Annotated in this window: 18 protein-coding genes; 8 read left to right on the top strand and 10 right to left on the bottom strand. The window is 65.5% G+C overall.

Annotated features, from left to right (window positions below):
- Positions 1–140: 140 nt before the first annotated feature.
- The 4 genes from rpsI to pmbA all read right to left on the bottom strand — a co-directional run bounded on the left by rpsI (position 141) and on the right by pmbA (position 3,694).
- Positions 141–533 carry a 30S ribosomal protein S9 gene (gene rpsI / locus H143_RS0110095; RefSeq protein ID WP_019938125.1) on the bottom strand — a complete coding sequence of 131 codons (393 nt, stop codon included), beginning with the start codon at positions 531–533 and terminating at the stop codon, positions 141–143.
- Positions 534–542: 9 nt separating this feature from the next.
- Positions 543–971, bottom strand: coding sequence for a 50S ribosomal protein L13 (gene rplM, locus H143_RS0110090; RefSeq protein ID WP_019938124.1), 429 nt, complete (start codon positions 969–971; stop codon positions 543–545).
- 195 nt (positions 972–1,166) lie between these two features.
- Positions 1,167–2,270 (bottom strand): TRAP transporter substrate-binding protein, encoded by a 1,104-nt coding sequence (locus tag H143_RS0110085; protein WP_019938123.1) that lies wholly within the window; start codon positions 2,268–2,270, stop codon positions 1,167–1,169.
- Between the two features lie 59 nt (positions 2,271–2,329).
- Positions 2,330–3,694, bottom strand: a complete 1,365-nt coding sequence (pmbA, locus tag H143_RS0110080) for a metalloprotease PmbA (RefSeq protein WP_019938122.1) — start codon at positions 3,692–3,694, stop codon at positions 2,330–2,332.
- Between the two features lie 55 nt (positions 3,695–3,749).
- Here pmbA and yjgA point away from each other — a divergent pair, with 55 nt between their 5' ends.
- Together yjgA and H143_RS0110070 are read left to right on the top strand one after the other, a co-directional pair.
- Positions 3,750–4,307 carry a ribosome biogenesis factor YjgA gene (gene yjgA / locus H143_RS0110075; RefSeq protein WP_019938121.1) on the top strand — a complete coding sequence of 186 codons (558 nt, stop codon included), beginning with the start codon at positions 3,750–3,752 and terminating at the stop codon, positions 4,305–4,307.
- 102 nt (positions 4,308–4,409) lie between these two features.
- Complete coding sequence (locus H143_RS0110070; RefSeq protein WP_019938120.1) at positions 4,410–5,081, top strand: alpha/beta hydrolase; 672 nt, start codon at positions 4,410–4,412, stop codon at positions 5,079–5,081.
- Here H143_RS0110070 and H143_RS0110065 read toward each other — a convergent pair.
- Positions 5,071–7,524 carry a GNAT family N-acetyltransferase gene (locus tag H143_RS0110065; protein WP_019938119.1) on the bottom strand — a complete coding sequence of 818 codons (2,454 nt, stop codon included), beginning with the start codon at positions 7,522–7,524 and terminating at the stop codon, positions 5,071–5,073. The genes H143_RS0110070 and H143_RS0110065 overlap by 11 nt on opposite strands.
- Positions 7,525–7,658: 134 nt before the next feature.
- Here H143_RS0110065 and gltX point away from each other — a divergent pair, with 134 nt between their 5' ends.
- Positions 7,659–9,065 carry a glutamate--tRNA ligase gene (gltX, locus tag H143_RS0110060; RefSeq protein WP_026349906.1) on the top strand — a complete coding sequence of 469 codons (1,407 nt, stop codon included), beginning with the start codon at positions 7,659–7,661 and terminating at the stop codon, positions 9,063–9,065.
- A 54-nt stretch (positions 9,066–9,119) separates the two neighbouring features.
- On the opposite strand, the gene H143_RS0110055 is transcribed toward gltX, so the two are convergent.
- Together H143_RS0110055 and H143_RS0110050 are read right to left on the bottom strand one after the other, a co-directional pair.
- Positions 9,120–9,623, bottom strand: coding sequence for a hypothetical protein (locus H143_RS0110055; protein ID WP_026349905.1), 504 nt, complete (start codon positions 9,621–9,623; stop codon positions 9,120–9,122).
- A 173-nt stretch (positions 9,624–9,796) separates the two neighbouring features.
- On the bottom strand, positions 9,797–10,249 hold the full coding sequence (locus H143_RS0110050; RefSeq protein ID WP_026349904.1) for an Lrp/AsnC family transcriptional regulator: 453 nt from the start codon (positions 10,247–10,249) through the stop codon (positions 9,797–9,799).
- Between the two features lie 131 nt (positions 10,250–10,380).
- Here H143_RS0110050 and H143_RS0110045 point away from each other — a divergent pair, with 131 nt between their 5' ends.
- The 5 genes from H143_RS0110045 to H143_RS0110025 all read left to right on the top strand — a co-directional run bounded on the left by H143_RS0110045 (position 10,381) and on the right by H143_RS0110025 (position 19,759).
- Complete coding sequence (locus H143_RS0110045; RefSeq protein ID WP_026349903.1) at positions 10,381–13,875, top strand: indolepyruvate ferredoxin oxidoreductase family protein; 3,495 nt, start codon at positions 10,381–10,383, stop codon at positions 13,873–13,875.
- Positions 13,876–14,152: 277 nt separating this feature from the next.
- Positions 14,153–17,074 carry a ribonucleoside-diphosphate reductase subunit alpha gene (locus H143_RS0110040; RefSeq protein WP_019938114.1) on the top strand — a complete coding sequence of 974 codons (2,922 nt, stop codon included), beginning with the start codon at positions 14,153–14,155 and terminating at the stop codon, positions 17,072–17,074.
- An 18-nt stretch (positions 17,075–17,092) separates the two neighbouring features.
- Positions 17,093–18,262, top strand: coding sequence for a ribonucleotide-diphosphate reductase subunit beta (locus H143_RS0110035; RefSeq protein WP_019938113.1), 1,170 nt, complete (start codon positions 17,093–17,095; stop codon positions 18,260–18,262).
- Between the two features lie 317 nt (positions 18,263–18,579).
- A complete protein-coding gene (locus H143_RS0110030) occupies positions 18,580–19,050 on the top strand; it encodes a histone H1-like repetitive region-containing protein (RefSeq protein WP_019938112.1) in 471 nt (156 codons plus the stop codon).
- A 145-nt stretch (positions 19,051–19,195) separates the two neighbouring features.
- The gene (locus H143_RS0110025) at positions 19,196–19,759 is read left to right on the top strand and encodes a YggT family protein (protein WP_019938111.1); all 564 of its coding nucleotides are present in this window, start codon (positions 19,196–19,198) and stop codon (positions 19,757–19,759) included.
- 96 nt (positions 19,760–19,855) lie between these two features.
- Here the strand turns inward: H143_RS0110025 and H143_RS0110020 are convergent, their stop codons facing one another.
- The 3 genes from H143_RS0110020 to H143_RS0110010 all read right to left on the bottom strand — a co-directional run bounded on the left by H143_RS0110020 (position 19,856) and on the right by H143_RS0110010 (position 22,850).
- Positions 19,856–20,356, bottom strand: coding sequence for a glycine zipper 2TM domain-containing protein (locus H143_RS0110020; RefSeq protein WP_019938110.1), 501 nt, complete (start codon positions 20,354–20,356; stop codon positions 19,856–19,858).
- Between the two features lie 137 nt (positions 20,357–20,493).
- Positions 20,494–21,438 (bottom strand): carbohydrate kinase family protein, encoded by a 945-nt coding sequence (locus tag H143_RS0110015; protein ID WP_026349902.1) that lies wholly within the window; start codon positions 21,436–21,438, stop codon positions 20,494–20,496.
- 20 nt (positions 21,439–21,458) lie between these two features.
- Complete coding sequence (locus H143_RS0110010) at positions 21,459–22,850, bottom strand: DUF3426 domain-containing protein (protein WP_026349901.1); 1,392 nt, start codon at positions 22,848–22,850, stop codon at positions 21,459–21,461.
- Positions 22,851–22,873: the final 23 nt, after the last annotated feature.

Here is a 22,873-nt window from a genome sequence, read left to right as displayed (position 1 = left end):
CAAGCCTTCGAACGGCGGCGTGACCGATTTGGGTTGCGCACACACGCCCCCAGCCTTGTTTGAGGCCGGCGTTCGCGGCAGACCCGAAAAAAAAGCCGCCCCTGCGCGAGCAGGGCGGCTTTTTTGGAGTACGCAGGCGATTAGCGCTTGCTGAACTGCTTGCGACGGCGGGCCTTGCGCAGACCGACCTTCTTGCGCTCGACTTCGCGGGCATCGCGGGTGACGAAGCCGGCTTGCGACAGCGAGGGCTTGAGCGCCGCGTCGTAGTCGATCAGGGCGCGGGTGATCCCGTGGCGAATGGCGCCGGCCTGGCCGGTTTCACCGCCGCCGCGCACATTGACCTTGATGTCGAACGATTCGACGTGGCCGGTCAGTTCGAGCGGCTGGCGCACGATCATACGGCCGGTTTCACGGGCGAAGAATTCGTCGACGGGCTTGCCGTTGACAATGATGTTGCCCGTGCCCTTCTTGATGAAAACGCGAGCCACCGAGGTCTTGCGACGGCCGGTTCCGTAGTTCCAGTTACCGATCATGGCGTGTCCTTAGATTTCCAGCGGCTTGGGCTGCTGCGCGGTATGCGGATGCTCGGCACCAGCGTACACCTTCAGCTTCTTGATCATCGCGTAGCCCAGGGGACCCTTGGGCAGCATGCCCTTGACGGCCTTCTGGATGGCGCGGCCAGGAAAACGCTCTTGCATCTTCCGGAAATTGGTTTCGCGGATACCGCCCGGATACGTGGTGTGACGGAAGTACTTCTTGTCTTCCGACTTGTTGCCGGTAACGACGATATCGGCAGCGTTGACGATGATGATGTAATCACCGGTGTCAACGTGCGGCGTGAATTCGGGTTTGTGCTTGCCACGCAGGCGGCGTGCGACTTCGCTGGCCACACGACCGAGGACTTTGCCCTTGGCGTCGATCACAAACCAGTCACGTTGGACTTCATGCGGCTTGGCCACAAAGGTCTTCATGATGGTTCCTAATTTTCATTGTTCCGACAGGCAGAACGGCCTGCTCGCCGGGTTCTCTCTCGATCCGCAGCCTAAGCGTTGTTACCCGCCCGTGCTTAAAAATGGGAAAGAGCCCAAAACTATAGCATCTGGGCAATTTTTGCGCAAGCCAGCCGTCCGAAAGGACCCGAGACCGACTCGATCGGGCTGCAAGCCTCAGCTTTGTTTGAACACCAGTGTCGAGGCCAGGTACTGCTCGTAGGCTCCCTCGGCCACCTTGAACCAGGACACCATGTCGCCCCGCGTGGCCATGCAACTGTCGTAAAGCACCTTGAACTTCGAATCCTTGCCCGACATATCGGCATACCAGGTCGATGACGCGTCCCAGGCGGCATCCAGCACCGAGCGCGGGAAGGCGCGCAACTGGGCGCCACCCGCCACCAGGCGGCGCAGGGCCACCGCATTGCGGGCATCGTAGCGCGCGGTCACGTCCAGGTGCACCGCGCAACTGGCCGCCTTGACCACCGCCTGATAGGGCCTGGGCAGACTGTCCCAGGCCTTGGCGCCGATATACAGCGAGGCCTGCGTGCCGCCCGCCCACCAGCCGGGGTAGTAGTAGAAACCGGCTGACTTGGGTGCGCCCTGCTTGTCGTCGTCGTACGGCGTGCCGGCGCCCGGCACGGCATCCAGCTTGCCGGCGTCGAGCGCGGCCGGCACATCGGCCGCCGCCAGGGACTGCGGCGATGCGCCCATGGCCGCCAGCAAGGTTCCAAGCAGGCCCGTTGCCTGGATCTTCAGGCCCTTGAACGCCTCGATGGACTTGATCTCGTTCCTGTACCAGCCGCCCATGTGCGCGCCGGTATTGCCCAGGGGGAAATTGACGATGCCATGGTCTTTGAACAAGTCGCGCGTGAGCGCAAGCCCGTCGCCCTCGAACATCCAGGCGTTCATCTGCCGGGTCGTCAGGCCGAAGGGGACGGCCGCATCGAAACAGAACGCCGGACTGATGCCCTGGTACAAGGAGGACACGGCATGGCCCATTTCAGCTTGGCCCTTCTGCACGGCCTCGAGCACGCCCGAGGCCGGCGCCTTCTCGCTGGCCGACGCGGGCCTGATGACGAAGCGGCCGTCCGTGGCATCGGAGACGTAGTCGGCAAACACGCCGGCGGCCTCGAACAGCACGTTCTGCCTGTCGGTGAAGGCCGAAGCCAGACGCCATTTGAAGGACGGCGCATCGGCGGCCAGCGCCGGGACGGCAAGGGCGGCACCGCCCGCCGCGGCACCCAGGCCAGCCCCCTTCAAGAAGGATCGACGTTGCATGCTTTTGATCTCCCGAAGCGCGTTGCTGGACGGCCCGAGGGCCGAATGACGGACAGAGGTCAGGTCCCCGCGATCGACATTTGCTCGATCAGGATGGAGCCGGTGGTCTTGGTGCCGCGGGTGATCGTGTCCGCACCCACCGCGACGATGCCGCGGAACATATCGGCCAGATTGCCGGCGATGGTGATTTCCTGCACGGCATGCTGGATGCGGCCATTCTCGACCCAATAGCCGAAGGCGCCGCGCGAATAGTCGCCCGTGACGTAGTTCACGCCCTGGCCGATCAGCTCGGTAACCAGCAGCCCCGTGCCCAGCTTGCGCAGCATGGCCTCGAAATCGTCGCCCTTGCGGGTGAGCCTGGAGGTAAGCGACAGATTATGCGAGCCGCCCGCGTTGCCGGTGGTGACCATGCCCAGCTTGCGCGCCGTGTAGGTGGAAAGGAAATAGCCTTCCAGCGTGCCGCCAGCGACTACCTGGCGGGCCTGCGTGCGCACGCCTTCGTCGTCGAAGGGCGAGCTGCCCAGGCCACCCGGCACGTGCGGATCCTCGGCCACGTCGATGTGGCTGGCAAACACCGGCTTGCCCAGCGCGTCGACCAGGAAGCTGGCCTTGCGATAAAGCGCGCCGCCGCTGGCGGCTTGGGTGAACGCGCCCAGCAGGCCCAGGGCCAGTGGGGCTTCGAACAGCACCGGCACCTTGCCGGTGGCGATGCGGCGGGCCGACAGGCGCGACAAGGTGCGCTCGGCGGCGTAGCGTCCGATGGCCTCGGGCGAGGCCAGCAGCGCCGCGTCGCGCTCGGACGTGTACCAGTAGTCGCGCTGCATGCCGTTGCCGCGCCCGGCGATGGGCGCAACCGATAGACTGTGACGCGAATACGGATAGCCGCCCAGGAAGCCGCGCGTATTGCCCATGACGAACTGGCCTTCGAAGGCGCCCACCGAAGCGCCGTCGGTATTGGTGATACGCGAATCGATCGCGCGCGAAGCGCGCTCGGCGCGCAGCGCCAGCTCGGCGGCCTCTTCGGTGCCGATGGGCCAGGCATAGTGCAGAGCCAGGTCGCGGTGATCGGTAGCCAGCATCTGGGCATCCGGCAAGCCGGCGGCCGGGTCGGCCGCGGTATGGCGGGCGATGTGCCAGGCCGCCTCGACCGTCTGGCGCAAGGCTTCGTCGGAAAAATCGGAGGTAGAAGCCGAGCCGCGGCTCTGCCCCGCGTAGACGGTGAGATCGAGCGAGCGGTCCCGCGTCTGCTCGACGGTCTCGATATCGTTGTTGCGCACCGAGACCGACAGCCCCAGGCTTTCGGAAACCTCGGCCACGGCGTCGCTGGCGCCCGCCTTGCGCGCGTAAGCCAGCACCTTCTCGACGAGTTCACTAAAGCGCGCCTGATTGGCGGCCACCGGCAGGGAAGAAGAGGAATTGACCATTGCTGTCCACTTTGCTGAGGCGGTTATCATAGCCCTTTCATCTTTCCGACTTGCCATGCACGCCGAGCGCCCCCACGAGTCCGACCTTCCCGCCGGAATTGAAGACGAAGACTACGACGACCGGCCGCCCAGCAAGTCTCAAGTCAAGCGGGACATGCACGCCCTGCTCGACCTGGGCAAGGAGCTGGTGGAACTCTCGCCCGAACGTCTCAAGCAGCTGCCGCTGGCCGAGCGACTGTACGAGGCCATACGCCAAGCGCAGCGCATCACCAGCCACGGCGGCCGCCGTCGCCAGGTGCATTTCGTCGGCAAGCTGATGCGCCACGCCCCCGCCGAAGAAATCCGCGCCCAGCTGGACGTATGGAAGAACGGCTCGCGCGAGGCCACCGCCGCCATGCACCGCCTGGAAACCCTGCGGGACCGCCTGCTCGTGGACGACGATGCGCTGACCGAACTGCTGCAGGACCACCCCGGCGCCGACATCCAGCACCTGCGCGCCCTCATCCGCGCCGCGCGAAAGGAAGCCCAGGCCAACGCCGCCCTGCAGCAGGGCCAGGATCCGCAACGCAAGCAATACCGCGCGCTCTTTCAGGCGCTGAAAGACCTGGCGTGACGCCGCTCATGAAAAAGGTTCGATGCAAGCCAAAAATGTGCATCACCGGGTGCCGGTGTCGACTAAAGAACCCTTGAAAATCCGAAACGCGAAACAGCCCACATGACCGCCTCCCTTCTAGACTGTCTGGAAATCGAAACCGCGCCGAACTCCACACACGCCGTCATCTGGCTGCACGGCCTGGGTGCCGACGCCAACGACTTCGCCCCCATCGCCCCTGAAGTCGCCCAAGGTTTGAAAAAGGCCACCCGCTTCGTCTTCCCCAACGCCCCCGTGCAGCCCGTGACCATCAATGGCGGCATGGCCATGCGATCCTGGTACGACATCCTGGTCATGGACCTGGTGCGCCGCGAAGATGCCCAGGGCATCCGCGCCAGCGAGCAGGCCATACGTGCCCTGATTTCCCGCGAAAACACGCGCGGCATCCCCACCTCGAACATCGTGCTCGCCGGCTTCTCGCAGGGCTGCGCCATGACCCTGCACACGGGCCTGCGTCTGCCGGAAAAACTGGCCGGCATGATGGGCCTGTCGGGCTACCTGCCGCTCATCGATCTGGCCCAGGCAGAACGCCATCCGGCCAACGCCAGCACGCCGATCTTCCTGGCCCATGGCATCTTCGATCCGGTCGTGGTCCTACCCCGCGCCGAAGCCTCGCGCGACACGCTGCAGGCGCTGGGATACGACGTGCGCTGGCATACCTACCCCATGCCGCACGCGGTCTGCCCGCAGGAAATCGACGATATCCGCGGCTTCCTGCAAGCGGTCATCGGCTGATAGCGTCCGGCGCGGCGGCCCGCTTCAAGTCCAGCCAAACCCGGCGCATCGTCGGGTCTTCCGGGTCGGCGTCGTTGACAAAGCCCAGACGCGTCATGAGCGTCAACATGGGCCGGTTCGCCGACAGGATCAGGCCTTCGATGTATTCCAGCCCCTGATCCCGGGCCTCGGCGATCAAGGCCTGCATCAATTGACCGCCCAGATGCCGCTTTTGCCAATCGTCGCCGATCACCAGCGCATACTCCGCACCGCGGCCGTCGGGATTGCGCAGGTAGTGCACGAACCCGATGATGACCTCGCGCGGGTGGCCGCGATGCTCCGGATTGGGCACCAGCGTGCACGCCACCAGCGCCAGTTCGCGGTGGTAGTCGATCTGCGTGTAGCGCGTCAGCATGCGCGGCGTCAGTTCGCGCATCATGGACACAAAGCGCATATAGCGCGAGCGCTCCGACAGCCCCCGGATAAAGGCCTGCAGCGATTCGCCATCCTCCGGGCGTATGGGCCGGATGACCCAGGGCATGCCGTCGTCCATGCGCCGCACCTGAACCAGGCGCGTGGGATACGGATGGATGGCCATGTGCAGATAGCCGCTCAGCTGCGGCGAGCCGGCCGCCTCGCGCGTAATCCGCATGCGCAAGCCGCCTGCGTGCAAATGCGTCGCGCCGATATAGAGCGGATCGATCTGCAGCATCTCAATGTCGGGCAGCTCGCAGATCAGCTCGGACACCTGCACCAGCGCATGCTGCAGCGCCTCGATGACGCCGACTTCCACTTCGGGGGCGATCACGCTGCGCCACAGGCGGCTGCGCTCGAGCATCTGGCGCGCCAGATAGCCGTTGAGCGGCGGCAATTCCATGCTGCCACCCCAGTCCGGCAAATCGGCCTCGGGGCCGCTCGCACCGAAGCGCACCACGGGTCCGAACCGGCTGTCGCGCGTCACGCGCACCGACACCGGACGAGACTCGGCCGCAGCACGCGCCACATCGCCGGACAGAACCGGCAGCGGCACCTGGAAGGCATCGAGCAGCCACTGCGCCTGAGCCGCGCTCAACTCCAGCCGGCCGTCCGCCCTGGCGTCCGCGATCACGGCGCGCGCGCCGGCGATGTCGGGCGGCAGCGCGGGCGACTCCAGGGGCTGGGTCTGTTGCAGCAGTTGCTGGTTGTAGTTGTAGGAGGCCAGCACGCCGAAGGCATCCATTGCCGTCTCGGGCGTGCGAAAGGCCGGCGTGCCGGCGTCGTCGAGCATGCGCCGTAGCGGCCGCATCGCCGCATCGCCCATCAGGCAGGTAATCACGGGCTTGCGCGCCTTGGGCGCAATTTGCGCCAGATGCTCGGCCACCGCGTGCATGTCGGTCAGCGGGTCCGGCGCCAGCAGGGCCAATACACCGTCCACGCCGGCATCGGCCAGCAGGCCGTCGAGCATGCCCTGGATGCGTTCGGGCGTCAGGGGCGCATAACTGATGACGGGATTGTCCAAGGCTGCGCCGGGTTCGAGCAGACCCTGCAAGGCACGGCGCGTGCCCGGCGCAAGTCCGGCGCAGCGGGTCGAGCCGTCCGCGCCGATCAGGTCCATGGCCAATTGCGGCGGGCCGTTGCCGTTGGACAGCAGGGCCACGCGCCCGCCTTTGGGGCGGCGCACATGGCCCAGCACCTTCATCGCAGAGAACAGCTGCATGAAATAGCGTACGCGCACCGCACCGGCGCGCCGCAGCGCGGTATCGAACACGGCGTCGCCGTGGCCGGCCTTGAGTACGATGACGGGCTTGACGCTGGCCGCGGCGCGCAGGGCGCTCATGAACTCGCGCGCAAGGCCTGGGTTTTCCAGGTAGAGCACGATGCTATCGCTGCGCGCATCGCCGGCCAGGAAATCCAGCGTCTGCGATAGATCGACACCGGCTTCGCCGCCCAGCGACACCACCGTGGAAAAGCCGATGTGCGCGTCCTCGGCCCAATCCATGACGGCAGCGGCGATTGAGCGCGACTGCGCCACCAACGCCACGCGCCCGGCCAGCGCCAGCGTTGGATACTGGCTGAGATTGAGCCAGCTGTGCGGGCGCTGCACACCGAAAGAATGCGGACCGAGCAGCGCGCAATCATGCTGCCTGGCCCAGGCCGCGCACAGGGCGCGCGTCTCGGCGGGCTGGGCATCGGGCAGTTCGTGAGGCAGGACGATGGCGCTGCGCGGGGCCAGCAAGGCCAGGCGCCGCAGGGTTTCAGGCAAGACCCGGGGCGCGACGCAGACCAGCGCAAGATCGGGCCGCTCGCCCGCCGCCAGGCCCTGGCAGGACTCGGGCAACGCCGGCACCTGGCCAAACGCGCATGCCGCGACCGTGACGCGCGTGCGCCGCTCGGCCAGCAGCACGGCCAGGACGGGCAGGTCACGGTCGGCCGCGATGACCAGGGATTGCGGTTCGAACAGAGGCGCTAGAGCGTGTCGCAGCATGGTGACGCGAAAGTGCGGACGGTACTCATTTAAAATAGCGTGGACCCGTTCATCGTAACGTAACAACAAGATTGCGGCCTGGCTATCCATGGCCGCACATCAGTTTCTTGCCGCGCATCTGCCGCCGCCTCGCCATGACCCGCCAAACGCCTTCCGTCGTCCGCACCCGCTTCGCGCCCTCGCCCACCGGTTTCCTGCACCTGGGCGGCGCGCGCACCGCGCTGTTCTCCTGGGCCTACGCCCGTCACCATCGAGGCGTGTTCGTGCTGCGCATCGAAGACACCGACGTGGAGCGCTCCAGCCAGCAGGCCGTGGACGCCATCATCGACAGCATGGCCTGGCTGGGCATGCAGCCCGACGAAGGTCCCTTCTACCAGATGCAGCGCATGGACCGCTATCGCGCGGTGCTGGCTGGCATGCTGCAGGCCGGCACGGCCTATCACTGCTACTGCTCGCCCGAGGAAGTCGAGGCCATGCGCGAAGCCGCCCGGGCGCGGGGCGACAAGCCGCGCTACGACGGCACCTGGCGCCCCGAGCCCGGCAAAGTGCTCCCGCCCATACCCGAGGGCCGCAAGCCGGTGATCCGCTTCAAGAACCCGCAGGGCGGCGCGACCGCGTGGAACGATCTCATCAAAGGCCCCATCAGCTTTGACAACACCGAGCTGGACGATCTCATCATCGCGCGGCCCGACGGCACGCCCACCTACAACTTCTGCGTGGTGGTCGACGACATGGACATGCGCATCACCCACGTGCTGCGCGGCGACGACCACGTCAACAACACGCCGCGCCAGATCAACATCCTGCGCGCGCTGGGGGCCACGCTGCCCGAATACGGCCATGTGCCCATGATCCTCGGCCCCGACGGGCAGAAACTGTCCAAGCGCCACGGCGCGGTCAACGTCATGGAATACGACAAGCAAGGCTATCTGCCCGAGGCCATGGTCAACTACCTGGCCCGCCTGGGCTGGAGTCACGGCGACGACGAACTCTTCACCCGCGAGCAGCTGGTGCAGTGGTTCGACGCCGACCACCTGTCCAAGTCCGCCTCGCAGTGGGACCCGAAGAAACTGAACTGGGTCAACGCGCACTACATCCGGCAGATGCCCGAGACCGAACTGGCCGAGCGCGTCGCCCCGCGCATCGCCGCCCGCGGCGGCAACCCGCAGGCCGTGGATCTGCCCGCCGCCTTGGCCCTGTTGAAGGATCGCGCCGAAACGCTGGAGCAATTGGCCGACGGCGCCATGCTGTTCTGCGCCCCCTATCAAAGCGCGTCCGCAGAGCTGGCCGAACAGCATCTGACGCCCGCCGCGCGCGAAGTGCTGGCCGCCTTTGCCGCCCAGGCCCAGAACACCGAATGGACCAAGGAAGGCATCGCCGCCCTCATCAAGACCGTACTGGCCGAGCGCGGCCTGAAGATGCCGCAGCTGGCCATCCCCCTGCGCGTGGCCGTCACCGGCCGCGCCCAGACGCCGGCGGTCGATGCCGTGCTTGCGCTGCTGGGCAAGCAGGCCGTCCTCGCGCGCCTGGAGGCCATCTGACCCGCTGCCTTGGCGCACATGCCGGTGGGTTGTACGCCCCCGCGCCAAGCCGCGTCAGTCCGGCAGATGGTATCCGGGCGGCATGCGCCGCTCGACCAGCCTGCGCCCGTCGCTCAGACTGCGCAAGATAAGCCGGCCGCGGTTCAGCCTTTCGACGCGATAGCGGTTGGCATAGATCGGATCGGTGGTATCGACGTCCTCTCCGTGAGAGGACGTGGTTTGCATGGTGAGCATGCCGTCGGCCACCTGCCAGCAGCCCTTCTCATCCAGAGCCGGACGCACTTGGCGGCCAAACCTGAGCTGGGATGCGTAGCTCATATGGCCGTCTGCGGAGAGAATCTTCAAGGACCGGTAGTTGCCCGCCACGCCCTTGGGACGGGAGGTCGAATACCAGGTGCCTACCATCGGATCGCCCGGCTGGGCCGGGACGCACACCACGCCGGGCGGCTTGGGCGGGACCTCGGGAGCCGGGGGGGGATTGTTCCTGGCGCAGCCGGCCAGAACCGCGAGCGCGGCGCACGCCGCGCCGGCCATCGACATTGAATACGAACGAAGCATGATTCCGTGGGTTTTCGGCCCGTCAATCTCAAACCCGCGCCTCGCGGCACGGCAGCTCGACACACAGTCGCCACTCTAAAGACCGCGGCCCGGCAAGGCAATCAACCGACGCGCGCGACGCCCGGCCAGGCCGCCGTCTGATGCCATTGCACAACACTACAGCCGGCGCGGCGCTACAAAGGCAGCCTGACCTCGTGCTTGATCTCGCGCAGCGCCACGATGGTGCGGGTCTGGCGTATGCCCGGCAAATTGAAGAGAAAGCGGTGCAGGAACTGGTCGTAGGCTTGCGGGCTTTCCACCAGGATCTTGAGCAGGAAATCCGAGTCGCCCGTGACGGCATAGCATTCGAGTATCTCGGGCGCATCGCGCACCGAGCGCTCAAAGTTCTCGACGGTGCTGGCAATGTGCCGCTCCAGGCTGATCTGCACGAACATGCAGCTTTGCAGCCCCACCTTGCCGCGGTCGACCTGGGCGTAATAGCCCTGAATGACGCCCTCGGCCTCCAGCGCCTTGACCCGACGCCATACCGGGGCGGTCGACAGTCCGACCTGGTCGGACAACTGCTGGGCCGACGCCCGGCCGTCCTGCTGCAGGGCGCGCAAGATGCCAATATCGGTCTTATCCATTTTCATTGCAAAAAAACCATGATGACGAAACGTTTATTTCGCATTTTAGGGAATATCCGTGCCAAGTACGCAATAAATGCATAGCCAGGTTTGCCTATCATGACCTCAATATCATGGAGAACAAGCCCATCATGGACGGCACACCCGCCTCGCCGGCCGCACCCGCCGCGCCTATCGCTCTGGACTACCGGCTCGACGACAACCTCACCCGCACCCAGGGCCGCGTGTTTCTCACCGGCACCCAGGCTTTGGTGCGCACACTGCTCACCCAGGGCCGGCTGGACCGCGAGCGCGGCCTGAACACGGCGGGTTTCGTCTCGGGCTACCGCGGCTCGCCGCTGGCCGGGGTGGACCTGACCCTTTGGAAGGCGCAGGCTCTGCTGCAGGCCAACAGCGTGCGCTTCCTGCCCGGCATCAACGAAGACCTGGCCGCGACCGCCGTCATGGGCACCCAGCAGGCCGGCATGCGTGCCGACCGCAAGGTCGATGGCGTCTATGCCATGTGGTACGGCAAGGGACCGGGACTGGACCGCGCCGGCGATGCCTTGCACCACGGCAATGCGGCAGGCGCTTCGCGCCACGGCGGCGTGCTGATGGTAGTAGGCGATGACCACGCCGCCGTGTCCTCGTCCATTCCGCACGCCAGCGAAGCCTCGCTGATGGGCTGGATGGTGCCCATCGTCAACCCGGCCTCGGTATCCGAGTACGAAACCTTCGCGCTATGGGGCTGGGCACTGTCGCGCCACGCAGGCACCTGGGTGGCCTTCAAGGCAATTTCGGAAACGGTGGAAAGCGGTCAGTCCTTCGAACTGGCGCCCACGCCGCACTACACCATGCCCGACGATCCGCTGCTGCCGCGCGAGTCGACCGAATATGACACGCGCGGCTTTCTCAGCCTGGCCATCGAAGAGCGCATGCTGCGGCGCCTGGACGCGGTCAAGGCCTTCGCGCGGCGCCATGGCATAGACCGGCTGGCCTGGCCCGCGCCGCGCGCCCGGGTCGGCATCGTCGCCGCGGGCAAAGCGTATCTGGACACACTGGAAGCGCTGCAGCGCCTGAACGTAACGCAGGATGCCGTGCGCCTCTACAAGCCCGGCCTGACCTGGCCTATGGATGCCGGGCGCCTGCTCGAATTCGCCGACGGCCTCTCCCACATTCTGGTAATCGAAGAAAAGGGCACGGTGGTCGAGAGCCAGGTCAAGGACTTGCTCTTTAATCTGCCGCAACACCCTTCGGTATGTGGTCGCCTCGACCTGGACGGCAAGGCGATGATTCCCCCGGCCGGCCAGCTGCGGCCATCGCTGCTGGCCGCGCCGCTGGCCGGTTGGCTGCAGCGCTCGGCCGGCATCGCGGCGACCGTCGAGGCGGGCCTGCAATGCCCGCCCCCCCTGTCGAACGAGGCCGACGGCATGCGCCGCCGGCCCTACTTCTGCTCGGGCTGCCCGCACAGCACCTCGACCAAGGTGCCTGAAGGCAGCCATGCGCTGGGCGGCGTGGGCTGCCATTACATGGCCACTTGGATGGACCGAGACACCAGCGGCCTGACGCAGATGGGCGGCGAAGGCGCGGACTGGGTCGGATTGGCGCCTTACGTCGATATGCCCCACGTGTTCCAGAACATGGGCGAGGGCACCTACTACCATTCGGGCTATCTGGCCATCCGCCAGGCCATTGCTGCGCGCGCCAACATCACCTATAAAATCCTCTTTAACGACGCCACGGCCATGACCGGCGGGCAGCCGGTGGACGGCCCGATCTCGGTGCCGCAGATCTGCCAGCAACTGCGCGGCGAGAACGTGGCGCGCATCGTGGTCACGACCGACGAACCCGAGAAATACCGCGGCGTGGACCTGGGCGGCGTGGCCGTGCATCACCGCCGCGAACTGGACGCGCTGCAGCGCGAACTGCGCGCCATAGCCGGTGTGACGGTGCTGATCCACGATCAGACCTGCGCCGCCGAGAAGCGCCGCCGCCGCAAGAAAAAGCAGTTCCCCGACCCGCCGCGCCGCCTGCTGATCAACAGCGCCGTGTGCGAAGGCTGCGGCGACTGCGGCGTGCAGTCCAACTGCCTTTCGATCGCACCGCTCGAGACGCCTTACGGCCGCAAGCGCGCCATCGACCAGTCCAGTTGCAACAAAGACTATTCCTGCGCCGAAGGTTTTTGCCCCAGCTTCGTCTCGGTACTGGGCGGCAAGCCGCGCCGCCAGGCAAGCAGCGCCGACCGCGCGACATGGCGCGCGCGCATCCCCAGCCTGCCCGAGCCCGCGATCGCCGCGCCCGTCCAGCCCTACCGGCTAATCGTGGCTGGCATCGGCGGCACCGGCGTCGTCACCATCGGCGCCCTGGTTTCCATGGCCGCGCATCTGCAGGGCCTGTCGGCCTGCACGCTCGACCTGACCGGTCTGGCGCAGAAAGGCGGCACGGTACTCAGCCACATCCGCATCGCGCCCGCGGACGCGCCGGCCGGTCCGGCGCGATTGGATTGGCAGCAGGCGGACGCGGCCATTCTCTGCGACGCGGTCGCGGCCATCGCACCCGACGCGCTGGGGGCTCTGCGTGCGGGCCACACGCGCGTCACGCTCAATACCCATGTCGCGGCGTCCTCGGACTTCACCCGCAGCCCGGATGCGCCACTGCATGCCCAGGCGCTGCAGGCCAAGATCGGCCATGCGGCCGGCCCCGCTCAGGTCGCGGCGCTAGACGCCCATGCCGCCGCGCTGACGTTATTCGGCGACAGCATCCTGTCGAACATCTTCCTGCTGGGCTATGCCTGGCAGCGCGGCGACATTCCGCTCTCGCTGCCGGCCCTGGCCCGCGCCATCGAATTGAACGGCGTGGCGGTGGACACCAATCGCGCCGCCTTCGATGCCGGCCGGCTGGCCGCGCACGAGCCGCAAGCCATCCAGGCCGCGCTCGCGCCGCGCACCCAGGTTGTGCAGTTGCAGATGCCCGAGTCCTTCGACCAGGCGGTGGCGCGGCGCGAACGCGACCTGACCGCCTACCAGAACGCCGCCTACGCGCAGCAGTACCGCGAACTGGTCGAGCGCGTGGCGGCCCGCGAGCGCGCGATCGCTCCGACCGCGCGCTCGCCGCGCCTGGCCCTGGCCGTGGCCCGCAGCCTCTTCAAGCTGATGGCCTACAAGGACGAGTACGAAGTCGCACGCCTATACAGCGACGGCACTTTCCGCGCCATGGTGCAGGACCAGTTCGAGGGCGAGGTGCGGCTGCGCTTTCACATGGCGCCGCCGCTGCTGGCGCGCAAGGATCCACGCACCGGCGTCCCGCGCAAGGTCGCGCTGGGTCCGTGGGCCGAGTACGGCATGCATGCGCTGCGCCGCCTCAAGGGCTTGCGCGGCACCTGGCTGGACCCATTCGGCCATACCGCCGAACGCCGTATGGAACGCGCACTGATCGCCGAATACCGCCGGCTGGTCGAGACGCTGCTGGCGCAGCTGAGTCCCGCGAAGCTGGATCAGGCTGTGCGGATCGCAGCCCTGGCCGAGACCATCCGCGGCTATGGTCACATCAAGATGGCCAGTGCGGCCGCCTATCGCACCGCGCTGGAGCGCGCCCTTCAGGGCTATGCGCAAGCCTGCGCAGACGCCCCCCTGCAGATGACCGCCTGACGCGCCGGCGAAGTAAGCACTTCGGAGCCTGGGCTTGTGCCGACAAGCCCAGGCAGATTCCCTGACAAACACTAACCATTTAATGGGAAAACCGTGCTTGTCCTGTCACGCCCGTCCTACTAGAATTAGTAGAGATGGATGGGGTGATACACTAGATATAGTAGAAACACCGCCGCACCACAAGCTGTTCCGCCCGCGGCACTCCCCCCCTCCGACATCCACATTTCAGGCAAGACCGGCCCGGTCTTGCCGCCTTGTTTTTTGCACAGGAGCTTCCATGCAGACTTCGATCGCCTCTGTGACCCGGCCCTCCGCCGTGCCGCCCGCGACAGCCCCAGCCGACGCCTCCGGCGGCCAATGGGCCGGATACCAGATCATCCGCCGCAACGGCTCGGTGGTCGGCTTCGAGCCCAGCAAGATCGCCATCGCCATGACCAAAGCCTTCCTGGCCGTCAACGGCGGCCAGGGCGCGGCCTCGGCCCGCGTGCGCGAGTTGGTCGAACAACTCACCGCCCAGGCAGTCAGCGCGCTGGTGCGCAACCGCCCCGGCGGCGGCACCTTCCATATCGAAGATGTGCAGGACCAGGTCGAGCTGGCCCTGATGCGCTCCGGCGAACACGACGTGGCCCGCGCCTACGTGCTCTACCGCGAGAAGCGCGCCCAGGAACGCGCAGCGGCCGCCCACGCTCCGGGAGCCGAGATCGCGGCGTCTTCCAGTGAAACGGAGCTGCATGTCACCGAGAACGGCGCGCGCCGCCCGCTCGACATGACCGCCCTGCGCACCACCATCGAAGCTGCGGGCGAAGGCTTGACGCAGTACATCGACACCGAGGCCATCCTCAAGGAAACCGTCAAGAACCTATATGACGGCGTGCCAGTTGACGAGGTCTACAAGTCGGCCATCCTGGCCGCGCGCGCTCTGGTCGAGAAGGACCCGGCCTACACCAAGGTCACCGCCCGCCTGCTGCTGCACACGGTGCGCAAAGAAGTGCTGGGCAAAGAAGTCTCACAGTCCGGCATGGCCACCCGCTACGCCGAGTATTTCCCCACCTTCATTGCCCGCGGCATCGAAGGCGGCCTGCTTTCGCCCGAGCTGGCCAAGTTCGACCTGCCTCGCGTGGCCGCAGCGCTGGACGCGAGCCGCGACCTGCAATTCGACTACCTCGGCCTGCAGACCCTGTACGACCGCTACTTCCTGCACATCCGCGGCACCCGCATCGAATTGCCGCAAGTGTTCTTCATGCGCGTGGCCATGGGCCTGGCGCTGCGCGAGGCCGACCGCGAAGCGCGTGCCATCGAGTTCTACGAGATACTGTCCTCGTTCGATTTCATGAGTTCGACGCCCACGCTGTTCAACGCCGGAACCCTGCATTCGCAGCTGTCCTCGTGCTACCTCACCACCGTCTCCGACGACCTGGAAGGCATCTACGACGCCATCAAGGAAAACGCGCTGCTGGCCAAGTATGCCGGCGGCCTGGGCAACGACTGGACGCCCGTGCGCGCGCTGCGCAGCCACATCAAGGGCACCAACGGCGAAAGCCAGGGCGTCGTGCCTTTCCTGAAGGTCGTCAACGACACCGCCGTGGCGGTGAACCAGGGTGGCAAGCGCAAGGGCGCGGTCTGCACCTACCTCGAAACCTGGCACCTGGACATCGAGGAATTCCTCGAACTGCGCAAGAACACCGGCGACGAACGCCGCCGCACGCACGACATGAACACGGCGAACTGGATTCCCGACCTGTTCATGAAGCGCGTCATGGAAAACGGCGAATGGACGCTGCTCTCGCCCTCGACCTGCCCCGACCTGCACGACAAGGTCGGCCGCGAATTCGAGACGGCCTACCTGGGCTACGAAGCCCGCGTTGCCAGCGGCGAAATCACGCTCTTCAAGAAAATGCCGGCCCTCTCGCTGTGGCGCAAGATGCTGTCCATGCTGTTTGAAACCGGCCACCCCTGGATCACCTTCAAGGATCCTTGCAACATCCGCTCGCCGCAGCAGCACGTGGGCGTGGTGCACAGCTCCAACCTTTGCACCGAGATCACGCTCAACACGAACGAATCGGAAATCGCGGTTTGCAACCTGGGCTCGGTGAACCTTCCCGCCCACATGAAGCGTGCTGCCGACGGCAGCTACGAACTCGACCACGACAAGCTCAGGCACACCGTCGGCATCGCCATGCGCATGCTCGACAACGTGATCGACATCAACTATTACGCCGTCGACAAGGCGCGCAACTCCAACGCCAAGCACCGCCCGGTGGGCATGGGCATCATGGGCTTCCAGGACTGCCTGCACATGATGCGCGTGCCGTACGCCTCGCAAGCCGCGGTGCAATTCGCCGACCGATCGATGGAAGCTGTGTGCTACCAGGCGTACTGGGCCTCGAGCGTGCTGGCCCAAGAGCGCGGCCGCTATCAATCTTACGAAGGCTCCTTGTGGTCGCGCGGCATCCTGCCGCAAGACACCCTTGCGATGCTGCGCGATGAACGCGGCGGTTTCGTCGATGTCGATACATCGAGCACGCTCGATTGGGATGCGTTGCGCGCGCGCATCAAATCGCATGGCATGCGCAACTCCAACTGCATCGCAATCGCGCCAACCGCGACGATTTCCAATATCATTGGCGTGTCTGCGTGCATCGAACCCACTTACCAAAACTTGTACGTCAAATCGAATCTTTCTGGCGAGTTCACGGTTGTCAACGATCACCTCGTTCGTGACTTGAAGAAACTCGGCCTGTGGGACGAAGTCATGGTCGCCGATCTCAAGTACTTCGACGGCAGCCTGTCCCGCATTGATCGCGTTCCCGCCGAACTGCGCCAACTCTACGCCACCGCGTTTGAAGTCGAACCGAGTTGGTTGGTCGAGTGCGCATCGCGCCGCCAGAAGTGGATCGACCAGGCCCAATCGCTGAACATCTACATGGCCGGCGCGTCGGGCAAAAAGCTGGACGACACCTACAAGCTCGCATGGCAGCGTGGCCTGAAGACTACCTACTACCTGCGCACGCTGGGCGCCACCAGCGCCGAGAAATCCACTGGCCGCGGCGGCGAACTGAATGCCGTCAGCCTCACACCCGCCCCCACCGCCACGGCTTCGGCCCTGGCTTCCAACCTGCCCGAACCCGAAATCGTCGGCGCAGTCTGCACCATGAGGCCGGGTGACCCCGGCTTCGAAGAGTGCGAAGCCTGCCAATAACGTTTCGGAGAATTCGACATGCTCAACTGGGAAGACAACGCCACCCGACAAGCGGCACCTGCCGCGGGTGGCACCGCCGCCGACACGGGCCTGCGCCCTGCTTCGGACGCGTTCGCCGACGCGGCCATCGCAACGCCTGCTGCCGTCACGGCCTTGCAGGGCGATGCGTCGGGCCGCGTGAAAGTGTCCGACAAGCGCATCATCAACGGCCATACCGACGTCAATCAGCTGGTGCCGTTCAAATACAAGTGGGCCTGGGAAAAATACCTCGCCACCTGCGCCAACCACTGGATGCCGCAGGAAATCAATATGTCGCGCGACATCGCGCTGTGGAAGAATCCCAACGGGCTGACCGACGACGAGCGCCGCCTCGTCAAGCGCAATCTGGGCTTCTTCGTCACGGCCGACTCGCTCGCCGCCAACAACATCACGCTGGGTACCTACCGCCACATCACGGCGCCCGAGTGCCGCCAGTTCCTGCTGCGTCAGGCATTCGAAGAAGCGATCCACACCCACGCCTACCAGTACATCGTGGAAAGCCTGGATCTGGACGAATCCGAGATCTTCAACGCCTACAACGAAGTGCCGTCCATCCGGGCAAAGGACCAGTTCCTCATCCCCTTCATCGACGCCATCTCCGATCCCAGCTTCAAGACGGGCACGCCCGAAGCCGACCAGACGCTGCTCAAGTCGCTGATCGTGTTCGCCTGCCTGATGGAAGGCCTGTTCTTTTACGTGGGCTTCACGCAGATCCTGGCGCTGGGCCGGCAGAACAAGATGACCGGCGCCGCCGAGCAGTACATGTACATCCTGCGCGATGAATCCATGCACTGCAATTTCGGCATCGATCTGATCAACACCATCAAGCTCGAGAACCCGCACCTCTGGACGCCCGAATTCCGCGAGGATATCCGCGGCCTGTTCAAAAAGGCGGTCGATCTCGAATACGCCTACGCCGAGGACACGATGCCGCGCGGCGTACTGGGCCTGAACGCGCCCATGTTCAAATCGTATCTGCGCTTCATCGCCAACCGGCGTTGTCAGCAGATCGGCATCGAACCGCTGTTCCCGCAGGAAGAAAACCCCTTCCCGTGGATGGCGGAAATGATCGACCTGAAGAAGGAACGCAATTTTTTCGAAACCCGCGTGATCGAATACCAAACCGGTGGCACGCTGAACTGGGAATAAGTCGAAACACACCGCGGGTCTTGACAACCCAGCGGTGTTTCCTCTTCCCACTCCTTGGCTCTCGGTGTAGCATTCGCCACGCAAGACTTACGGTAGACAGCGTGATCGTCTGCCGGCGCCATTTGAAATGGCTCGCGCGAAAAGCGCGGGGGCCATATCAAATGGCCGTGCTGAATTCATTAGCGCAAGCCGTTGCAACACGTCCGCTTGTACGGGGTCGTGGCATGCGCCGATGAATAGCCCGAGTGCGGTTCGCCATCCGGCGGAACGTGACACGGGTTTATGTTCTGGGACCCCTGAACCTAAGGAGCATGACCATGGCAACTGCCAAGAAAGCCGCCAAGAAAGCGGTAAAGAAGCCCGCGGCCACCAAGGCCGTCAAGAAGGTCGTCAAGAAAGCCGCCGTCAAGAAGGCCGTGGTGAAGAAGGCTGCCGTCAAGAAGGTCGCGGTCAAGAAAGTAGCGAAGAAGGCCGTCGTCAAGAAAGTCGCCGCCAAGAAAGTCGCCGCTAAGAAACCCGCGGTCAAGAAAGTCGCTGCCAAGAAAGTCGCCAAGAAGGCCGTCAAGAAAGTAGCGAAGAAGGCCGTCAAGAAGGTTGCCAAGAAGGCCGCCAAGAAAGCTGCCAAGAAACCTGCCGCCAAAAAGCCTGCTGCCAAAAAGCCTGCTGCGGCCAAGAAAGCTGCGCCCAAGAAGCCCGCCATGCCGCCCTCGACGGCTGCTGCCCCGGGTGCCAAGACGGCGCTCAATCCTGCCGCTTCCTGGCCTTTCCCGACCGGCGGCCGTCCCTAAGCAGACGACGCTGCGTTGAGCAGTCAAGCCGCCTGGCCCAGCCAGGCGGCTTTTCTTTTGCCCGCCCGAAGCGAACGCCGAAGGGAGGCGGTGTGCGACAATGAACCCGTCAACTTAATGCAAGGCTAAGGTCACAGCTCATATCATGTTCGGCGAAATCGCGCGCTTCCTGCTCGACATCATTTTCACCCTTTTCGGCGCGGCACTCATCCTGCGTATCTGGATGCACGCGGTGCGCCTGCACCCGCTCAATCCCGTGACGCGAGGCGTCCAGCAGGCCAGCAATTGGCTGGTTCTGCCGTTGCGCAAACTCATTCCCGCCACGGGCGCGGTCGACTGGACCAGCCTGGTGGCTCTATGGCTGGCCGCGCTGGTCTACCTGGTGCTGGCCTGGCTGCTGAGCGTGGGCGCCCTGATCCCGCCCGCGCTGCTGCCTTCCCTGTTGGCCGCGGCGCTGCTGATGGCCCTGAAATGGGCACTGAACCTGATCGTCTGGATGACCCTGGCCCAGGCCGTGCTGTCGTGGGTCAATCCTCTCTCGCCCCTGATGCCCATATTGCACACGCTGACACGCCCTCTGCTCGACCCCATCCGGCAAATCCTGCCGCGCACGGGTGGCATCGATTTCGCCCCTCTGCTGCTGCTGGTGATCGCGCAGGTGCTATTGATGGTGCTGACCCGCGCGGGCTATGGCATTTTGGGTATCTAGGGCCTGTTCACAGGCCCTGGCCGCACAGTATCGCTCTGCCCTAAAACGAAAAACCCCCGGCGTACTACCGGGGGTTTGCTTTCAGGCGCACGCGCTTTACATCGGCGCCACACGCGTGGGGCCCGCGCCGCTGATGACCTGAACGCGCTGACCGACGCTCAGGGGCTGGTCGGCCGACTGCGCGATGACGCGGGTCTCGCCGTTATCCAGGCGCACCGTGATTTCGTAGCCTGATGTTTTGCCCATATGGCCTTCGATTGCATTGCCCGCCAAGGCACCTATGACGGCACCGCCCACGGCCGCCAGCGCGTTGCCCATGCCGCGGCCCACACCCGCCCCCGCAACACCGCCCACCAAGCCGCCGGCAACCGCGCCGGCGCCGGACGTGCCGCTTTTTTCGATGGTGATCGGACGCATGCTGGTGATGGTGCCAGTGCGCACGATCTGTTCACGCTGGGCCTGACCGTAGGTATAGACGCTGCTGGAAGCGCTAGGCGTGGCACACCCGGCCAGCACCGACAGGGACAGCCCCAGAGCAGCGACGGCCGTCCAACGGCCGGCTCGCGAAAAAGTAGAAAGCGTCACTTGCGTCGTCATGTCAAAAGCTCCAGATCGGAACGTTTCCCGGCGCCGCTCACGGCCGCCGGGAAAGCAAAATCATTTTAGTCCTGCCGGCAACCGCCCCGGCGGCCCGATGAAACCGGGCGCAACCGCTGCAGCAGGTCCACCGCGTCTCAAGCAGGCAAACCGATGCCGTAGGAGGCGCGCAGCAGGCCGTCGATCTCGCCGCGGGTCGGCTGGTGGTTCTGCGCCCCGCGTGCGGCGATCTTAATGGAACCCATCACGTTGGCCAGGCGGCAGCTGTCCAGCCAGTTCCAGCCCTGGGTCAGCCCATAGACCAGGCCGGCGCGATGCGCATCGCCGCAGCCGGTGGGATCGACCACGGCCGCCGCCTGGACGGGCGGCACTTCGATGGTCTGCCCGTCCGCCATGAGCGTCGCGCCCTCGCCGCCGCGCGTCACGATGACGGCCTGCATGGTCTTGGCGATGTCGGCGATTTGGCGGCCGGTGCGCTGCTCGATGACACTGGCCTCGTAGTCGTTGGCGGTGAGCACCTGCGCCAGCCTGATCATGCGCTCGATATCCGCGCCCTCAAAGAGCGGCATGGCCTGTCCCAGGTCGAAGATAAAGGGAATGCCGAGTTTGTTCATGCGCTCGGCGTGGACAAACATGCCTTCTTTCGCGTCGGGCGAGACCACGCCCCACACAGCCCCGGTATGCGCGCCGAAATCATTCTGCGCGGACATGCCCATGGCGCCCGGGTGAAAGGCCGTGATCTGGTTGTCGTCCAGATCGGTCGTGATCCAGCATTGCGCGGTCAGCGTGCCAGGCACGACCTTGACGTGCGCCGTGCTGATACCCAGCTCCTTCAGGCGCTGCAGATAGCCTGTGGCATCCTCGCCCACGCTGGCTACGGGCAGGGGCGTGCCGCCCAGCAGCTTCAGGTTGTAGGCCACGTTGCCGGCACAGCCGCCGAACTCGCGGCGCAGCGTGGGCACCAGGAAGGACACGGATAGCGTGCGGATGCGCTCGGGCAGTATGTGATCGCCGAAATGTCCTTCGAACAGGGCGATGGCATCGAAAGCCATCGAACCGCAAACCAGTACTGGAGCCGTCATGAAATTACCTTAAAAGGGATTCAGGGAAAAAACACCTTGAGGCCGAAGCCGTTGATCTGCAGCCCATTGACGACGATAGGCACGGAGATCGTCACCTCCGCGCCCGCCGCCATGGGACCCGTAGTGCCCGGCGGCAGGTAGTTCTGGGGCAGAATGACCTTCTCGGCCACGACGGTATCGGACTTGTCGCGCAGCTTGAGATCCAGCGCGGGCCACTCCTGATCTGCCTCGTAGCGATTGCGCAGCACCGCGCCGAGGATCATGCGGGCAGTGCCGTCCGCCGCCGGCGAGCCGCTTTGCACGCTGGCGCCCGACGCAGCGGCGCCCGACGCAACGGCGCCCGACGCAACGGCGCCCGACACATCCCCCGCCGGCTGCGCGCTGTTGGGCGGCGTCATGCGCAGCGACGAAGACTCGATCCAGATGCGCTCGATGCGCCGGGCGTAGCTGACCTTGCACCCCAGGGCCTTGCATACGCCGACGAACGCTGGCCGCAGCCCCGGCATCGAGATAGTGATGGGTGTTCGATAGACGTAGAGCAGTTGCCCGCAGAGCGCCAGACAACCGAGCAGGCAGAGCCAGGCCCATGCGCGGCGCCGGGTGTGATGGCTCTTGATCAGGTCCTGGTCGAGGAACTGCGGCGGTGCGCGGCCCACGTCGGTAGTGCTGGAATAGCGGGTCCGGACCTCACCATAGACGCCCTCGCCCAGTGCGTCTTCGTCGGCAGCGTCCTGCCGGATGCCGCCAACCGTGAACTCGGGTTCGACCTGATCGGAGGGGAGGTCGTCGGGATCGTAGGCGCGCAGGGGAAAATGCGCGCCATCGTCTTCAGGCAGGCCGTGGGCCGCGTGCACATCGCGGACAGCGATCATGCCGCCCGGCGCCGCGGCGGGAATGAAGCCTTCCCGGCCGTCGAAGGGATCGTGCGCATGCATGCCGATCGATGCGCGCCCGTCGTCGCGTGCGCGGATTTCGTCGGGTTCGGGATCGGGATCGGGGACTTGCCCGACCGGCGGCACGTCACGATTGCGGCCACGCAGCACGGCAGGCGGATCGACGGAGGAAAACGGCGAGCGGGCCGGCACAGCCGACAGCTCGGGCGCGCGGTCGAGCAGAGAGTCCGCCTGCGAATGTGCCGGGTAAGAAGGAAGCGGCGGTGGATCGGCCGGCGGCATCGGAACGGCCGGGGCGATGGCCGTAACCGGAGCGAACGGCACAACCGGCGGCACGACAACCGGCGCCAGCGGCCGTGGCGCGAATGCCAAAGCGGCGTCAGCGCCTTCCAGGCAGGCACGCCCATCGAAAACCGTGCCGCAGGAACCGCAGCGCACCAGTCCGTTGCGCACGCGTAATTGATCCGCCACGACCTTGAAGGCCGTACGGCAATTCGGACAACGAGTAGTGAGCGCCATGCGCTATTTTAGTGTGAACCGTG

It is taken from the genome of Bordetella sp. FB-8 (genome assembly GCF_000382185.1).
Taxonomy (GTDB): Bacteria; Pseudomonadota; Gammaproteobacteria; order Burkholderiales; family Burkholderiaceae_B; genus Bordetella.
Note: the sequence above shows the minus strand (reverse complement) of the source record. Positions and strands in the feature narration are given on the sequence as shown.

What these genes read in the sequence shown, in the direction of transcription:
- gltX (WP_026349906.1), top strand. Translation starts at nt 7,659, where the DNA reads ATGACCCGCCAAACGCCTTCCGTCGTCCGCACCCGCTTCGCGCCCTCG.
- H143_RS0110065 (WP_019938119.1), bottom strand. Translation starts at nt 7,524, where the DNA reads ATGCTGCGACACGCTCTAGCGCCTCTGTTCGAACCGCAATCCCTGGTC.
- H143_RS0110040 (WP_019938114.1), top strand. Translation starts at nt 14,153, where the DNA reads ATGCAGACTTCGATCGCCTCTGTGACCCGGCCCTCCGCCGTGCCGCCC.
- H143_RS0110010 (WP_026349901.1), bottom strand. Translation starts at nt 22,850, where the DNA reads ATGGCGCTCACTACTCGTTGTCCGAATTGCCGTACGGCCTTCAAGGTC.
- yjgA (WP_019938121.1), top strand. Translation starts at nt 3,750, where the DNA reads ATGCACGCCGAGCGCCCCCACGAGTCCGACCTTCCCGCCGGAATTGAA.
- H143_RS0110050 (WP_026349904.1), bottom strand. Translation starts at nt 10,249, where the DNA reads ATGGATAAGACCGATATTGGCATCTTGCGCGCCCTGCAGCAGGACGGC.
- H143_RS0110025 (WP_019938111.1), top strand. Translation starts at nt 19,196, where the DNA reads ATGTTCGGCGAAATCGCGCGCTTCCTGCTCGACATCATTTTCACCCTT.
- H143_RS0110020 (WP_019938110.1), bottom strand. Translation starts at nt 20,356, where the DNA reads ATGACGACGCAAGTGACGCTTTCTACTTTTTCGCGAGCCGGCCGTTGG.
- H143_RS0110055 (WP_026349905.1), bottom strand. Translation starts at nt 9,623, where the DNA reads ATGCTTCGTTCGTATTCAATGTCGATGGCCGGCGCGGCGTGCGCCGCG.
- pmbA (WP_019938122.1), bottom strand. Translation starts at nt 3,694, where the DNA reads ATGGTCAATTCCTCTTCTTCCCTGCCGGTGGCCGCCAATCAGGCGCGC.
- H143_RS0110030 (WP_019938112.1), top strand. Translation starts at nt 18,580, where the DNA reads ATGGCAACTGCCAAGAAAGCCGCCAAGAAAGCGGTAAAGAAGCCCGCG.
- H143_RS0110070 (WP_019938120.1), top strand. Translation starts at nt 4,410, where the DNA reads ATGACCGCCTCCCTTCTAGACTGTCTGGAAATCGAAACCGCGCCGAAC.
- H143_RS0110035 (WP_019938113.1), top strand. Translation starts at nt 17,093, where the DNA reads ATGCTCAACTGGGAAGACAACGCCACCCGACAAGCGGCACCTGCCGCG.
- H143_RS0110045 (WP_026349903.1), top strand. Translation starts at nt 10,381, where the DNA reads ATGGACGGCACACCCGCCTCGCCGGCCGCACCCGCCGCGCCTATCGCT.
- rpsI (WP_019938125.1), bottom strand. Translation starts at nt 533, where the DNA reads ATGATCGGTAACTGGAACTACGGAACCGGCCGTCGCAAGACCTCGGTG.
- H143_RS0110085 (WP_019938123.1), bottom strand. Translation starts at nt 2,270, where the DNA reads ATGCAACGTCGATCCTTCTTGAAGGGGGCTGGCCTGGGTGCCGCGGCG.
- rplM (WP_019938124.1), bottom strand. Translation starts at nt 971, where the DNA reads ATGAAGACCTTTGTGGCCAAGCCGCATGAAGTCCAACGTGACTGGTTT.
- H143_RS0110015 (WP_026349902.1), bottom strand. Translation starts at nt 21,438, where the DNA reads ATGACGGCTCCAGTACTGGTTTGCGGTTCGATGGCTTTCGATGCCATC.